Origin of the sequence: Actinomadura chokoriensis (genome assembly GCF_039529475.1) — a bacterium.
In the GTDB taxonomy this organism is placed as follows: Bacteria; Actinomycetota; Actinomycetes; order Streptosporangiales; family Streptosporangiaceae; genus Spirillospora; species Spirillospora bangladeshensis.
The window spans coordinates 13573-27570 of the sequence record NZ_BAAAMW010000018.1 but is presented as its reverse complement, the minus strand read 5'-3'; the positions used below and the strand labels follow the sequence as shown (position 1 = coordinate 27570).

The following is a 13998-nucleotide window of genomic DNA, read 5'->3' as shown; positions in this document are numbered from 1 at the left end:
CTCCCCTTTCCACACTCCCGGCCGAACCCGGGCATTGAGATTTTCGTTGCACCGCACGATCCCCTCCGCCACCTCGACAACATCACCAACCGGCCGGCAGACACCCCTCCCCGGCAAGGTGACGAAGAACGTCTCGTCCCGCACCCAGATGCAGCAGGGACAGGACGAGCGCGGCGACTATGCCCGTCCGGTCCTTGCCGGATTTGCAGTGGAAAACCGTCGGCCGCGTGGAGGTGGCGATGACCTCCAATGTTCGGCTCAGTTCGTCCACGCCATCGGAAACCACTTCGGCGAAGCGGTCGGCCAGGAACCTCCATGGATCGACTTCTGGATCGAGCTCCGCCTGGTCGTAGGGACGGTGCTCGATGCTGAAGTTGAAGTACGCCATGTCGGGATGCTCCGGGGCCCGGCCCTGCGCCTTGATCTCCCAGGGGTAGCGCAGGTCGATGACCGTGCCGACACCCAGTCCCCGGAGCCGTTCCCAGTCGTCGTTCTTCAGTTTGCCGAGTGAGTCGGATCGATACAGCCGGCCCCATTGCACCTCGCGGCCGTCGGCGCCCCGGTATCCGCCGAGGTCGCGGAAGTTGCACAGGCCGTCGAACGCGATATGTCTCGTCATGCCGATCATCGTACGGCTCCCCCATGCACCTGGAGGGCGGCCGGCCAGCCGCCTCGATCGTCCCGAAGTCCGTGCTCGCCGGGCCGGCCGGGACGAACCCGGTCTTGGTCAGCACCTCTGGAACGCGGCGACGGACGGCTGTCAGCGGATGACGTCGAAGACGTTCTTCTGGATGCCGTTGGAGTATGCCTCGTGCTCGACGAGCTTGAGCCGCTGCGTGTCCTTGTCAGTGGCGCTGAACAGGCGCTTGCCCGCGCCGAGCAGCAGCGGGAACACGAGCAGGTGGTACCGGTCGATCAGGCCCGCGTCCGACAGGGCATGGTTCAGGGCCGCGCTGCCGTGGAGGATGATCGGGCCGCCCTCGGTCTCCTTCAGCGCGGCGACCTCGTCGAGCGAACGCAGGATCGTGGTCTCGCCCCAGCCCGCGACCAGATCGTCATCGGTGAGGGTGGTGGAGACGACGTACTTCGGCATCACCTTGTAGCCGGCGAACTCCTCCATGCCGGGCCACACCGGGCTGAACGCCTCGTAACTGGCCCGGCCCAGGAGCAGCGCGGTGGACTCCTCCTGTTCCCGGCCCTTGATCTCGTACGCCTCGGGGACGAACTCGATGTCCTTGAAGGTCCAGCCGCTGTTCCGGTAGCCGGGCTCGCCGCCCGGCCCCTCCATGACGCCGTCGAGCGAGATGAAGGCGGTGCTGATCAGAGTGCGCATCGTGGTCTCCCTTGGGTCCGGCGGTACGGTCACAGCATGTCCTGGACAAAAAAATTTGTCAAGAACTATTTGGTTGTCGGTAGCGTCGCGCCTCGACGGTGGCGGACGGGGCCTGGGCGGGTCGGGCGCGGTCTGCGGCTTGACCTGGAGCACGCTCCGGGTTGGAAGTTTGCGGGATGACCTCACACGGTTCGAAGACCTGGTTCATCACCGGCGCTTCGCGCGGCATCGGCCGCGAACTCGCGGAGCGGATCCTCGCGCGCGGGGACCGCGTCGCCGCGACGCTGCGGCGGCCCGAGCAACTGGACGATCTGGCCGCCGCACACGGCGACCGGTTGCGCCGGTACCGGCTCGACGTCACCGACACCGCCCGGCTCGACGCGGTGGTCGGCACGGCGTTCGCCGATCTCGGACGGATCGACGTGGTCGTCTCGAACGCCGGCTTCGGTGTGCTGGGGGCCGCCGAGGACCTCACCGACGACCAGGTGGAGCGATCGATCGCCACGAATCTGACGGCGTCCATCCACCTCGCGCGCCGCGTCGTCCCGCACCTGCGGGAGCAGGGCGGCGGGGTGCTCGTGCAGATGTCCAGCATGGGCGGCCACATCGCGTTTCCGAAGTTCGGCATCTACCACGCGACGAAATGGGGCATCGAAGGGTACTTCGAAGCTCTGGCGCCGGAAGTCGAGCCCTTCGGCATCAAGACGATCCTGGTCGAGCCCGGCATGGTCCGGACGAGCTTCTACGACGCCGCGGAACGCGTCCCCCTCAGCGCCCCGTACCGGGGCGGCCCGGCGGACACCCCGTCACCGCCGGTGGAGGACATGCCCGCCAGCCAGTCCGGCGTCGTCCACGCGACGATCGAGGCCTCGCTCTCCGACGACCCGCCGCGCCGGCTCCTGCTCAACTCCGATGCCTACGAGAACGTGACGTCCGCGCTCCGGGAACGGCTCGCCGCGTTCGAGGCCCGCCGTGACGCGGCCTACGCCGCCGACACCGAGGTCACCGCGAAGCCGGTCTGACCGCACGCCGGACCGGGGCGGCTCGGGCTCTCAGCTCAGGCGGGCGTGAAGCTCGGCGAGGTTCTGCCGGATCTCGGACCACGGGAAAACGCCCTTGGGGCCGTCGCCGGAGTCGGGGGTCGGGAGGCTGACGGGGTCCAGCAGGACGGTGACGCCCCACTCGCGCAGTTCGGCGATGCTGCGGACGAAGACGGGGTGGCGGGCGAGCGCCGCGTTCGGCCAGGGGGCCGCGATGATGGGGCGGCCGAGGCCGACGGCCTCATTGAGGAGGCCGAGGGCCAGGGTGTCGCTCGTTCCATGGGCCCATTTGTTGATCGTGTTGAACGTGGCGGGCACCACGGCGAACGCGTCGGCGGGTGGCAGGACGTCGGGCTCGTCCGGTCGCTTGTAGTCGGAGCGGACGGGGAAGCCCGTCAACCCGGCCAGGCGTCCGGCGTCCAGGAACTTCATGCCGGACGGGGTGGAGACCACGCACACCGTCCACCCGTCGGCTTTGAGCCGTTCGACGAACGGCGGGAGGTCGGCAGCGGGCCGTCCGCCGCAGGCGATCACATAGAGCACTGGGTCGTTGGCCACCGTCCCAGCCTCCCATGGGACGCCCCGGGGTGACGCTCAGTCTTTCAGCAGGTCTTCCACACCGAGTATCTCGATCCCGAGCAGGCGCTTGTCGGCCGAGAAATCGAGAATCATCTCGGAGTCGCGGGTCTTCAGCCTGAACGACTCGTTTCTCACCGACTCGCCGGGATCGATTTCATCGGCCAATTGGATGTAGAGCGCATCGACTTCCGTTGAGATTTTTACCTTGGCGGCTCGCTCAATGCTTTTGTCCATGAGCGAGAGGGTACACTCAGGCATAGTTGGCGGTCAGGGTTTCTGCGTACTCGTCCGGGACGGTCCGGTTGGCGAAAGTCAGCGGAAGATACGTCTGCAACGCGCCCGCCACCGCCGCGAAAGGCCCGAACCGCTCACGCCAGGAATTTTTCGTCGCAGCATCTGGGAATCCCTGGAAGACCGCGATCTCAGGATCCCGTTCACCCCAGCAGCCCCACCGCCCGGAAGCTCCGGTCATGGCTATGACCTGGGCTGATATAGCGATCGGGCCCAGGGCGTCATCCCCCGGCTCGTAGCCGATCGCAGCCCAGTAGCCGTCCGGTCCGGCGTCGACCGGCAGCGACGCCGCCGGATACATCCGGTGCTCCGGCAGGTAGAACGAATCACAGTCCGGCTCGAGGACCAGCACTTCGACGTGATCGTCACCATGCCGTCGGGCCATCTCACTGAGCGCCGGCCAGAATTCCGGGGTGAGAACCGCATCGAACTCGCAGAAGAGCGACTCTCCGAGATCTCGCCTGAAGACCTGGTCGGGGAATCTGGCGGCCAGGTCGAACGTCTCCGCACCGCGTGCATTATTCACGGAGTGGAGGGTCAGGATTCGATGTCGTCGGGGCCCCAGTAGGCCTCCATGCGGCTGATCCTGCCTTCCTCGTCGAAGGTCATGACGTCGATGGCGCGGATGCGCATGCCGGACACGTCGATGGTGAAGGCCATGGCGGCGCGGGCACCGTGGGAGCCGCGAATCGGGCTGTCCAGGGTGAGTTTGGCGCCGCTGGCGATCGCGTTCGCGTAGAACTCCTCAATGGCGGCGCGGCCGGTCATCGGAGGGTTGCCGACCGGGTCCTCGACGACGGCGTCGTCGGCGTAGAGGCCGGAGATGGTCGCGGCGTCGGCGGCGTTGAAGGCGTCGATGTAGGTCTGAAGCGCCTGCTTCATGTGCTCCTGTGTCGGCATGGAGCGAAGCGTAACAAGCGATCGATTGGTTAAGGAGAGCCGGGCGTAATTACAGGAGTGAATGGCAGCCGCGGAATCACAGCGGGCTAGTTACGCAGGCGTGGTTTCGGGCTCGCGGGGACGGGGCTGCAGGCCGCGTTCGGCGGACGCGGCGAGGGCCTCCAGCAGCTCGGACGGACCGCCGGTCGCGTCGTCGTAGTGCCAGGAGCGGATGATCTCCTCGCCCTCGGCTCCCGGGTTGAAGCGGCCCAGGGCGAAGCATCCGGCGACGGCCATCCGGACGATGACGCGGGAGCTGTCGTCCAGGTGCGTCACGTAGGCGGCCGCGTCGATGAGGCCGATCGCGGCGCGGGCGTTGCGGGGGCCGGGGCGGTCGATCCGCCATTGCGCGTAGGGGCGCAGGTAGTCCGCGATCATGCAGGTTCTCAGCACGGTCCTCATCGTGGGCCCGCGACGACACGCCAGTGCCCGGTTTGACCGATGCCTTGCCGGACGATGACCGATGATCAGCCGGTGAGGCCGTGCTTGTAGGCGTAGGTGACGGCCTGGGCGCGGTCGCGCAGGTTCGCCTTGGCGAACAGGTTGTTGATGTGCGTCTTGACGGTGGCCTCGGAGATGAACAGGTCGCCGGCGATCTCGCCGTTGGAGCGCCCCTGCGCGATGAGGGCGAGGACCTCCGCCTCGCGCCGCGTCAGGCCGTCCGGCAGGCCGCCGCGGCGGGGGCGCGCGTCGGCGGTGACGGCCTCGACCAGGCGCCGCTGGACGGCGGGGTCGAGCTGGGACGCCCCGTCCCGGACGGCGGCGACGGCTCGGGCGATCTCGTCGGCGCCGGCGTCCTTGGTGAGGTAGCCGCGGGCGCCGGCGCGGAGGGCGGCGAAGATCGAGTCGTCGTCGGCGTAGGTGGTGAGGACGACGATCCCGACGTCCGGGTGGGCCTCCTTGATGCGGCGGGTCGCCTCCACGCCGTCCATGCGCGGCATCCGCAGGTCCATCAGGACGACGTCGGGACGCAGCTCGGCCACCATCGCGACCGCCTGCTCGCCGTCGCCGCAGGCACCGGCGACCTCGATGCCGGGCAGCAGTTCCAGGAGGAGGACCAGGCCCTCGCGCACCACGGTCTGGTCGTCGACGACCAGGATCCTCGTCTTCACCGCGTCTCCCGTCACGCCGGCACTTGGAGGGACACCCGGAACCCCTTGCCGTCCGGTCCGGTGACCAGGGTCCCATCGATCAGCTCGGCGCGCTCCCGCATGCCGACGAGGCCGTATCCGCCTCCGTTCAGCTCGATGACCGATTCGGTGCCGCCGCTGTCGGTCACTTCAAGTTCCACCTTGCCGGGCAGATAGCGCAGGATGACCCGTGCACGCGCGCCCGGCGCGTGCTTGCGGACGTTCGTGAGCGCCTCCTGAGCGGTGCGCACCACCGCGAGCCCCGCCTGGGGTGACAGTTCGCGCGGTGAACCCGTGACCTGCACGTCGCAAGGACGGCCCGTGCTGGCGTAGAACTCCTCGGCGAGTTCCGCCAACACCTCCCTGGGCTCCGGTACCTCACCACGGAGCGTGGCAAGGGCGCGCCTCGTCTCCTCCAGGCCCGAGCGCGCCAGGTTCCGCGCGCGCTCGACGCGGTCCAGGGCCTGGACGCGGTCGCCGTCGCGCGAGAGGAGCAACCGCGCTCCCTCCAAGTGGACGATCTGCGCCGACAGCGAGTGCGCCAGGATGTCGTGGATCTCGCGGGCGAGGTGCGACCGTTCGGCGAGGACGGCGTTGGCGGCCTCGGCGCGGCGGGTGGCCTCCTGCGCGGCGGCGCCCTGGCGGCTGGCGACGGCGCCGAGCGTGAGGCCCGCGAACGCCGACATGAGGCCGAAGTCGGCCCCGCCCGTCCGGAGCGCCTCCCCCAGCCCGCCGATCACGGCGACGGTCAGCACGCTGACCGTGATGCCCCAGGGCAGCGGCAGCCGCATCAGCAGCACCCACAGGCCGGCCATGCAGAAGAAGAACCCGCCGCCCGCGTGCGGCACGATCGCGTACAGCGCCATCCCCGTGGCCACGGCCAGCAGCAGCAGGGCGATCCCCGTCCCCCGCCAGGGCGAGCCCTTGTCCCGTCCGATCGCGATGCCGGCTCCCAGCAGGGCGAACATCACCACGTTGAGGACGACGAGGGCCAGGCCGACGCCGTGCAGTGCCGGGGCCGGGTCGCCCCTCAGCAGCCCCCGGACGTACGCGACCAGGCCCCATGTCACCAGCATGCCGATGACGAGCAGCCGGACGAGCCGCTCCCTGGCCCCCGCCTTGCAGTTCACGATCCGACGTTAACCGGTGCGAACCGGGCGAGCCCGTGTGCCCGGCGGACGACGACGAGGCTCTGCGCGAGCAGCATCGCGGTGAGGAACAGCAGGACGCCGCCCGCCGCCGGCCTGATCCCGGCGGCGTATCCGGCGCCGGCGAACCCCGCGCGGACCGCGACCGACACGAGCCAGGCCGCGAGCGTCCAGCCGGTGCCGCGCCGCCAGAGCGTGCCGTCGTCCTCCCGCCACAGCCGGACGGTGACCGCGCGCAGCACGCCGAGCCCGACGGCGGCGACGGCCTCACCGGCGAGCAGAGCGGCGCTGAGGGCGGGATGGCCCCTGTCGATCAGCCCGCCCTGGGCGAGCGCCACCACGGCGAGGACGAGCGGGACGGTGTACATCCGGCGCTCGTCGACCGGGCGCGTCCGCAGCTGCCGGTAGAGGACGAGCGCCGGCGCCGCGGGGCCCAGCAGAACGTTGTCCAGCGTGTTCATGCCCCGACGCTAAGGACCGGCACCCCCGGAGCGGATCGCCGCACGGCTGGAATCCCGCTCTCCACCCCGGGGTGGACACCCCGCACGGCCTGACCGGATGTGGACACCTTAACGATCTTGTTATTAGACACGATGTTGTTTTTAGATCGAGGTTCGTGCGTGGACCGCTCCAAACACCGGTCCCGCGCCACCTCGCGAGAAAGGCCCTCGACGCCTGTGAAACTCCTCTCCCGCGCCGCCCTCGCGGCGGCGCCCGCCTGCCTCGCGCTCGGCATGGCCGCGGCCCCGGCCCAGGCCCAGGCCGCCGCGCCGCAGGCCCCCGCCGCCCCGGCGGCCCCGCCGGCGGCCCCGCGGGATCTGCCGCCGGACGTCCCGTCGTTCGACTTCGCGAAGCAGTGCCCGCCGCTGCCCGCCGGTCAGGACCCGAAGCTCGCGACCTGCCTCCAGCTGGTCGTGACCGGCGGCTCGATGAAGCTCGGCGGCCTCACCCAGGAGATCACCCAGCCGATGCGGACCGTCATCCAGGCGGTGCAGTCGTCGTGGTCCGACCCGGCCGTCTACACCAGCGTGACGATGACCGGGAAGCCGATGACCGTGCCCGGCGGCGTCCTCGGCCTGCTCGGCCTGCCGATCGGCGGGATCGACGACCTGCCGTACAACCGGGTGCGGGTGCAGGCCAAGTACGCGGGCGGGTTCGACTTCAACCTGCCGACCACCGCGATCAACCTGAAGATCAAGCTGCTCAACGACGCGATCGGCAACGGCTGCTTCATCGGCTCGAACAAGGACCCGCTGAAGCTGAACCTCGGCATCGACTTCGCCAAGATCACCGTGGTGACCGAGGGCGACGTCAACGACCCGTTCAGCAGGCCGCCGATCCTGCGGATGCCGACCGAGGACACGACGTTCGCGGTGCCGAAGACCAACGGGTGCGGCCTCTTCGGCCCGGTCATCGACTGGAAGGCCGGCCTGCCGTCGGCGTCCGGGAACAACGCGGCGTCGTTCCAGCTCTACATGGCCACCGCGCCGTACCAGTCGGCGAACACGCTGTCCGCCCGGAGCGCGCAGGACCCCGTCCAGACCTTCCGCAACCTCAAGATCGGCGACTGATCCACGTCGTCGCGGGGCCGTCCACCACGGGTGCGGCCCCGCCCCCCGCCACCCGTGCGGTCAGGTGTCGATGCGCTCGACGTCCAGCTCGGTGGCGCTGGCGGTGAGGAACGCGCGGCGCGGCGCGACGTCGCTGCCCATCAGCAGGTCGAACACCTTCGCCGCCTCCTCGGCGTCCTCGATGCGGACGCGCCGGAGCACCCGGTGCCGCGGGTCGAGGGTCGTCTCCGCGAGCTGGTCGGCGTCCATCTCGCCGAGGCCCTTGTAGCGCTGGATCGGCTCCTTCCAGCGCTGGCCCTTGCGCTCCAGCTCGACGAGGCGCTTGCGCAGCTCGGCGTCGGAGTAGGTGTAGATGTACTTGTCCTGGCCCTTGCGCGGCTTGATCAGCTCGATGCGGTGCAGCGGCGGGACGGCGGAGAACACCCGCCCGGCCTCCAGCATCGGCCGCATGTAGCGGTGGAAGAGCGTGAGGAGCAGCGTGCGGATGTGCGCGCCGTCGACGTCGGCGTCGGCGAGGATCACCACGCGGCCGTAGCGGGCCGCCTCCACGTCGAACGTGCGGCCGGACCCGGCGCCGAGCACCTGGATGATCGCGGCGCACTCGGCGTTCTTCAGCACGTCCGCGACGGACGCCTTCTGCACGTTGAGGATCTTGCCGCGGATCGGCAGCAGCGCCTGGAACTCGGAGTTGCGGGCGAGCTTGGCGGTGCCGAGCGCCGAGTCGCCCTCGACGATGAACAGCTCGCTGCGGTCGTCGGTGGTGCGGCAGTCGACGAGCTTGGCCGGCAGCGCCGAGTTCTCCAGCGCGTTCTTGCGCCGCTGGTTGTCGCGCTGGGTGCGGGCGGCGATGCGGGTCTTGGCCGCGCCGACGACCTTCTCCAGGACGGCCCGGAGCTGCTGCTTCTGCCCGCGCGACGGGTTCTCGAAGACCGCCCGGAGCTCGCGCAGCACGACCTGCGACACGATGCGGGTGGCCGCGGACGTGCCGAGGACCTCCTTGGTCTGGCCCTCGAACTGCGGCTCGGGCAGCCGGACCGTCACCACCGCGGTGAGGCCCTCCAGGACGTCCTCCTTGATGACGTCCTCGTCGCCGTTCTTCAGCAGCTTGGTCGCGCGGAGCTGCTCGTTGAGCACCTTCAGGACGGCGCGGTCGAAGCCGCGCAGGTGCGTGCCGCCCTTCGGGGTGGCGATCACGTTGACGAACGACTTGGTGATCGTGTCGTAGCCGCTGCCCCAGCGCAGCGCGACGTCGACCTCCAGGTCGCGTTCCACGTCGGTCGGGGTCAGGTGGCCCTGGTCGTCCAGGACGGGGACGGTCTCGGTGAAGTGGCCGCGCCCCCGCAGGCGCAGCACGTCGACGATCGCGGTGTCCTTGGCGAGGTAGGTGCAGAACTCGCTGATGCCGCCGTCGAACCGGAACGTCTCGTCGACGATCTCCTCGCCGCGCTCGTCGCGGACGTCGATGGTGAGGCCCGGGATGAGGAACGCGGTCTGCCGCATCCGGTCGAGGACGAGCTCCTGTTCGACCGTGGCGTCCTTCAGGAAGATCTGCAGGTCGGGCCAGAAGCGGACGCGGGTGCCGGTGACCTTCTTGGCGACCTTGCGGGTCTGCCGCAGGCCCGACTTCTTCTTGAACCGGGCGTTGGGCCGCCCCTCGTCGGCGAACTCGCCGGGCAGCCCGCGCCGGAAGCTGATCGCGTGGGTGTGGCCGTCCCGGTCGACCTCGACGTCCAGCCGCGCGGACAGGGCGTTGACCACGGACGCCCCCACGCCGTGGAGCCCGCCGGACGCGGTGTAGGAGACGCCGCCGAACTTGCCGCCCGCGTGCAGCCGCGTCATGACCAGCTCGACCCCCGGCAGGCCGGTCTTCGGCTCCAGGTCGACGGGGATACCGCGGCCGTTGTCGCCCACCTCGAAGGACCCGTCGGCGTGGAGCGTCACGCTGATGTGGGTGCAGTAGCCGGCGAGGGCCTCGTCGACGCAGTTGTCGACGATCTCCCACAGGCAGTGGGCGAGACCCCTGCTGTCGGTCGACCCGACGTACATGCCGGGTCGTTTCCGGACGGCCTCCAGCCCCTCCAGCACCGACAGGTGCCGGGCGGAGTAGCCGTGCGGGTCTTCGGTTGTCGCTTCGGCGGTCGCGGCGGTCAACGTGCGTGCGCTCCTCGGGGGTAGGACAGTCGGCAGCAGGGTACCCCCGGCCGCCGACAATCCACCGCAAGGCTCGCCCGAAAGGCCCTCCGGCGGGCGACCCGCGCCCCGCCCCCGGACCCGGCGGAGCCCGGCGCCGGGGCACGCCCCCCGCCGGTCTCCCGCCGCTTCGCGACCACCCGACCCGGTGCCCGGACGGCGCCCGGCGGGTCCGCCATCGAGGACCCGAGCGGCCGCGACCCAACGGATGCCCGCGAGCATCGTCGCTTCCACGGGCGTAAGTCGTTAATAGAGCAATCAGCACACCCTTTGATGCATTTGATGTGCAATGTACGTTTTATTCCGCTGAAGCCCCGCTTCATATTGGCCTTCAGGTGATCGACTTTTGGGAGCGGACGTTTCCGCCAGCACCAATATTTGCTGGCCGGGAACCATGTGCCGAAGAGAACGCGGGGAGGCGTCTTGCGAGATGTCGGACACCTCCGGCATCACCGTGAGCATCACTTGGAGGATGGAACATGAGGACAACCGCACGCGGCGGCATCGCCCTCGCGGCCGCAGGCGTGGCCGCCAGTGGCTTCGCTCTCCTGGGCGGCGGGACCGCGTACGCCGCGCCCACCACGGGCCACGCGGCAGTGGCGAAGACCTGCGCCTACAAGGTCGTGACCAGGGGACGCAACCTGAACGTCCGCACGGGTCCGAGCGTCAAGTTCCGCGTGGTCGGGACCGTGAAGGACGGCCAGCACGTCACGGCCGACTGCAAGGCCAAGCCGACGAGCTGGACCCGCCTCCGCGGCGGTGTCGCGAAGAACCTCGTGGGCAAGTGGGTGGACGGGGCCTACCTGAGCCCCATCAAGCCCAGCGGCGGCGCGGACACCGGCGGGGGCGGCATGTCCGCGCAGGTCACCGGCCCGATGCTCGCCACCACCGGCGCGGGCCTGGGCGCCATCGCGCTGGGCGGCGGCATCGCGCTCACGGCGCGGCGCCGGCGCTCGGAGGGGCAGTCCTGATCGCATGATCAGAGGAAATGGCGGCGGTCGCCCGGCCCGGCTCCGGGTGGCCGCCGCCCTGATCGCGATCGGATCGCTCGTCCTGGTCGTCGGCTGGTGGACCGGCCGTCCCGAGCACCCGCCCCAGCCGCCGGCGGCGGACGTCACGGCACCGCGGCCGGCGGACACGAGCGCCGATGCCGCGGAACGCGCACTTCCGCCATCGACTCCGAGACGCATAAAGATACCGGCCGTGAAAATCAATGCTCCGGTCGTTCCGGTCGGTATTCGACCGGACGGAGCGATCGAGGTCCCGCCGTTGAGCAAGGTCTACCAGGTGGGCTGGTACGAGAACGGCCCGACTCCGGGCGAGAACGGACCGGCCGTTCTCGTCGGGCACGTCGACTCCAAGAAGGAGCGCGGCGCATTCTTCGAACTCGGCGCCCTCCGGCCGGGCAGAACCGTTCAGGTCGTCCGCACGGACGGGACGGCGCCGAGGTTCCGGATCGACCGGATCCAGCGCGTCGCCAAGGACGAGTTCCCCACCCGGGCCGTCTACGGAGACGGCGGGGACGACAGGGGGCGCGGCCGCCCCGAACTGCGGCTCGTCACCTGCGGCGGGGCGTTCGACCACGCGCGCGGCCACTACGTCGACAACATCATCGTGTACGCCTCGATGATCGACGACGCCTCGTGACCCCGTCCGCCCGACGTCCCGGGGAAGGCGGCCCGTACGGCGGAGCCGGGCCTCCCGCCCTTCGACTTCTAGACCTTGACGTCCACCTTTAGGTGGGTGTGCAGGAGTCTGATCCGCTCTTACCGTCCTGGGCATGGTGCAAACGATCGAGGTCTCGGGCCTCCGTAAACGCTACGGGGACGTCCAGGCCGTGGACGGGGTGACGTTCGGGGTCGAGGAGGGCGAGTTCTTCGGCATCCTCGGCCCGAACGGCGCGGGGAAGACGACGACGCTGGAGATCGTCGAGGGGCTCCGCAAGGCCGACGAGGGGGACGTCTCGGTGCTCGGGCTCTCCCCCTGGCCGCGCAATCCGAGGCTGCTGCCGAGGATCGGCGTCCAGTTGCAGGCGTCGTCGTTCTTCGAGCGGCTGACCACCCGCGAGCAACTGCAGACGTTCGGTTCCCTCTACGGCGTCCCCTCGGGCAAGGCCGACGCGATGATGGAGCTGGTGGGGCTGGCCGACAAGGCCGACGTCCGGGTGGAGAAGCTGTCGGGCGGGCAGGCGCAGCGCCTGTCCATCGCCTGCGCGCTCGTCCACGACCCGGAGCTCGTGTTCCTCGACGAGCCGACCGCGGCGCTCGACCCGCAGGCCCGCCGCAACCTCTGGGACCTGCTGCGCCGGATCAACACCGAGGGCCGCACGGTCGTGCTGACCACGCACTACATGGACGAGGCGGAGATCCTCTGCGACCGCGTCGCCATCATGGACGCGGGCAGCATCCTCCGGCTGGGCCCGCCGGCCGTGCTGGTGCGCGGCCTGGACGCCCCGGCGCGGATCAGCGTGGCGAGCGGCGTCCTCGACCTCGCGGACGCGCGGCTGCTGCCGGGTGCGGACGAGGCAGCCGACGACGGCGTCTCGCTGACCATCACGACCCGCGACCCGTCGGCGGTGGTCGCGGCCATGGCGGCCAAGGACGCCCTGGACGGCGTCCAGATCCGCGGCGCCACCCTTGAGGACGTCTTTCTGGAGCTCACCGGACGGGAGTACAGGGCGTGAGCACGTTCGAGAGCTTCAAGAGCCTGTCCAGGGCGATGTACCTGGGCTTCAAGCGGGACCGGACCGCGCTGTTCTTCACCATCCTGTTCCCCCTGATGTTCCTGCTCATCTTCGGCGGGATCTTCGGGCACCAGACGACGTCCAAGGTGAACGTGGTGGAGGTCGGCAAGGCGCCGATCCTGGAGCAGGCCGTCACGCAGGGCGCCGAGCAGCTCGGCAAGGTCATGAAGGTCACCAGGACCACCGACCGCGCCGCCGCCCTGCGCAAGGTGGAGAAGGGCGACGCGGACGCGGCCGTGGAGCAGCGCGGCGACCGGCTGGTCGTCCACTACTCCGCCGCCGACCAGGTCAAGTCGGGGACGGTGCGGGGGCTGATGGACTCGATCGTCCAAGCCGCGAACCAGGAGGCGACGGGCAAACCGCCCACCTACACGATGTCCGCGCAGCAGGTGGAGGACGACTCGCTGAAGGCCATCCAGTTCTTCACCCCCAGCCTCCTGGGGTGGGCGCTGGCGTCGGCCGGCGTCTTCGGGGCGTCCCAGACGCTGGTGTCCTGGCGGACCAAGGGCATCCTGCGCCGCCTCCAGCTCTCCCCCGCCCCGATCCCCACCGTGTTCGCCGCGCGCGTCGCGGTCAGCCTCGCCATCGCGCTCGTGCAGTTCGCGCTGTTCGTGCTGGTGGCCCAGCTCCCGATGTTCGGGCTGCAACTGAGCGGCGCCTGGTGGATGTCCATCCCGATGGTGATCGCCGGCGTGCTCGCCTTCCTGTCGATCGGGATGCTGATCGGCGCGTGGGCCAAGACGCAGGAGACCGCCCAGGCGGTGACCCAGCTCGTCGTCCTGCCCATGGCGTTCCTCGGCGGCTCCTTCTTCCCGCTGGACGCGGCACCGGGCTGGATGAAGACGCTGTCCTACATCTTCCCGCTGCGGTACCTGAACGAGGGGATGCTGAACGTGATGGGACGCGGTCTCGGGCCCATGTCCGCACTGCCCCAGATCGGCGTCCTGGTGGGCGTCGCGGTGGTCGGCGCGCTGATCGCCGTGCGCCTCTTCCGATGGGAGGCCGCCTAATGTGACCTCGGTCACTAATTGGGC

17 protein-coding genes are annotated in these 13998 nt (G+C 69.9%); 6 read left to right on the top strand and 11 right to left on the bottom strand.

Going from position 1 to position 13998, the window contains the following annotated elements; all coding sequences use genetic code 11:
* Positions 1–82: 82 nt before the first annotated feature.
* Both ABFX46_RS30620 and ABFX46_RS30615 read right to left on the bottom strand, forming a co-directional pair.
* A complete protein-coding gene (locus tag ABFX46_RS30620) occupies positions 83–628 on the bottom strand; it encodes a tyrosine-protein phosphatase (protein ID WP_346047400.1) in 546 nt (181 codons plus the stop codon).
* A gap of 132 nt (positions 629–760) precedes the next feature.
* Positions 761–1333, bottom strand: coding sequence for a dihydrofolate reductase family protein (locus ABFX46_RS30615; protein ID WP_346047399.1), 573 nt, complete (start codon positions 1331–1333; stop codon positions 761–763).
* 176 nt (positions 1334–1509) lie between these two features.
* Here ABFX46_RS30615 and ABFX46_RS30610 point away from each other — a divergent pair, with 176 nt between their 5' ends.
* Positions 1510–2355, top strand: coding sequence for an SDR family oxidoreductase (locus tag ABFX46_RS30610; protein ID WP_346047398.1), 846 nt, complete (start codon positions 1510–1512; stop codon positions 2353–2355).
* Between the two features lie 30 nt (positions 2356–2385).
* On the opposite strand, the gene ABFX46_RS30605 is transcribed toward ABFX46_RS30610, so the two are convergent.
* The 8 genes from ABFX46_RS30605 to ABFX46_RS30570 form a co-directional block, all read right to left on the bottom strand.
* Positions 2386–2931: a flavoprotein gene (locus ABFX46_RS30605; protein ID WP_346047397.1), complete on the bottom strand. Its 546-nt coding sequence runs from the start codon at positions 2929–2931 to the stop codon at positions 2386–2388.
* A 36-nt stretch (positions 2932–2967) separates the two neighbouring features.
* Positions 2968–3186: a DUF2283 domain-containing protein gene (locus ABFX46_RS30600; RefSeq protein WP_346047396.1), complete on the bottom strand. Its 219-nt coding sequence runs from the start codon at positions 3184–3186 to the stop codon at positions 2968–2970.
* A gap of 16 nt (positions 3187–3202) precedes the next feature.
* Complete coding sequence (locus tag ABFX46_RS30595) at positions 3203–3769, bottom strand: hypothetical protein (RefSeq protein ID WP_346047395.1); 567 nt, start codon at positions 3767–3769, stop codon at positions 3203–3205.
* 11 nt (positions 3770–3780) lie between these two features.
* On the bottom strand, positions 3781–4143 hold the full coding sequence (locus tag ABFX46_RS30590) for a nuclear transport factor 2 family protein (RefSeq protein ID WP_346047394.1): 363 nt from the start codon (positions 4141–4143) through the stop codon (positions 3781–3783).
* Positions 4144–4233: 90 nt separating this feature from the next.
* A complete protein-coding gene (locus ABFX46_RS30585) occupies positions 4234–4575 on the bottom strand; it encodes a hypothetical protein (RefSeq protein WP_346047393.1) in 342 nt (113 codons plus the stop codon).
* Positions 4576–4649: 74 nt separating this feature from the next.
* Positions 4650–5294 carry a response regulator gene (locus tag ABFX46_RS30580; protein WP_346047392.1) on the bottom strand — a complete coding sequence of 215 codons (645 nt, stop codon included), beginning with the start codon at positions 5292–5294 and terminating at the stop codon, positions 4650–4652.
* 11 nt (positions 5295–5305) lie between these two features.
* Positions 5306–6442, bottom strand: coding sequence for a sensor histidine kinase (locus ABFX46_RS30575; RefSeq protein WP_346047391.1), 1137 nt, complete (start codon positions 6440–6442; stop codon positions 5306–5308).
* Positions 6439–6921 carry a hypothetical protein gene (locus ABFX46_RS30570; protein ID WP_346047390.1) on the bottom strand — a complete coding sequence of 161 codons (483 nt, stop codon included), beginning with the start codon at positions 6919–6921 and terminating at the stop codon, positions 6439–6441. The genes ABFX46_RS30575 and ABFX46_RS30570 overlap by 4 nt, the downstream gene beginning before the upstream one ends.
* A 216-nt stretch (positions 6922–7137) precedes the next feature.
* On the opposite strand from ABFX46_RS30570, the gene ABFX46_RS30565 reads away from it, so the two are divergent.
* A complete protein-coding gene (locus ABFX46_RS30565) occupies positions 7138–8031 on the top strand; it encodes a hypothetical protein (protein WP_346047389.1) in 894 nt (297 codons plus the stop codon).
* A 60-nt stretch (positions 8032–8091) separates the two neighbouring features.
* On the opposite strand, the gene ABFX46_RS30560 is transcribed toward ABFX46_RS30565, so the two are convergent.
* A complete protein-coding gene (locus tag ABFX46_RS30560) occupies positions 8092–10182 on the bottom strand; it encodes a DNA gyrase/topoisomerase IV subunit B (protein WP_346047388.1) in 2091 nt (696 codons plus the stop codon).
* Positions 10183–10700: 518 nt separating this feature from the next.
* On the opposite strand from ABFX46_RS30560, the gene ABFX46_RS30555 reads away from it, so the two are divergent.
* The 4 genes from ABFX46_RS30555 (at position 10701) to ABFX46_RS30540 (ending at position 13974) form a co-directional block, all read left to right on the top strand.
* A complete protein-coding gene (locus ABFX46_RS30555; protein WP_346047387.1) occupies positions 10701–11192 on the top strand; it encodes an SH3 domain-containing protein in 492 nt (163 codons plus the stop codon).
* 4 nt (positions 11193–11196) lie between these two features.
* Positions 11197–11868 carry a class F sortase gene (locus ABFX46_RS30550; protein WP_346047386.1) on the top strand — a complete coding sequence of 224 codons (672 nt, stop codon included), beginning with the start codon at positions 11197–11199 and terminating at the stop codon, positions 11866–11868.
* 133 nt (positions 11869–12001) lie between these two features.
* Positions 12002–12904 (top strand): ABC transporter ATP-binding protein, encoded by a 903-nt coding sequence (locus tag ABFX46_RS30545; protein WP_346047385.1) that lies wholly within the window; start codon positions 12002–12004, stop codon positions 12902–12904.
* A complete protein-coding gene (locus tag ABFX46_RS30540) occupies positions 12901–13974 on the top strand; it encodes an ABC transporter permease (RefSeq protein ID WP_346047384.1) in 1074 nt (357 codons plus the stop codon). Before ABFX46_RS30545 ends, ABFX46_RS30540 begins: the two co-directional genes overlap by 4 nt.
* The last annotated feature ends 24 nt before the right edge of the window (positions 13975–13998 follow it).

Coding starts and splice junctions, on each gene's coding strand:
- ABFX46_RS30570 (WP_346047390.1), bottom strand. CDS start 6,921: ATGAACACGCTGGACAACGTTCTGCTGGGCCCCGCGGCGCCGGCGCTC.
- ABFX46_RS30610 (WP_346047398.1), top strand. CDS start 1,510: ATGACCTCACACGGTTCGAAGACCTGGTTCATCACCGGCGCTTCGCGC.
- ABFX46_RS30545 (WP_346047385.1), top strand. CDS start 12,002: ATGGTGCAAACGATCGAGGTCTCGGGCCTCCGTAAACGCTACGGGGAC.
- ABFX46_RS30600 (WP_346047396.1), bottom strand. CDS start 3,186: ATGGACAAAAGCATTGAGCGAGCCGCCAAGGTAAAAATCTCAACGGAA.
- ABFX46_RS30590 (WP_346047394.1), bottom strand. CDS start 4,143: ATGCCGACACAGGAGCACATGAAGCAGGCGCTTCAGACCTACATCGAC.
- ABFX46_RS30620 (WP_346047400.1), bottom strand. CDS start 628: ATGATCGGCATGACGAGACATATCGCGTTCGACGGCCTGTGCAACTTC.
- ABFX46_RS30550 (WP_346047386.1), top strand. CDS start 11,197: ATGATCAGAGGAAATGGCGGCGGTCGCCCGGCCCGGCTCCGGGTGGCC.
- ABFX46_RS30615 (WP_346047399.1), bottom strand. CDS start 1,333: ATGCGCACTCTGATCAGCACCGCCTTCATCTCGCTCGACGGCGTCATG.
- ABFX46_RS30555 (WP_346047387.1), top strand. CDS start 10,701: ATGAGGACAACCGCACGCGGCGGCATCGCCCTCGCGGCCGCAGGCGTG.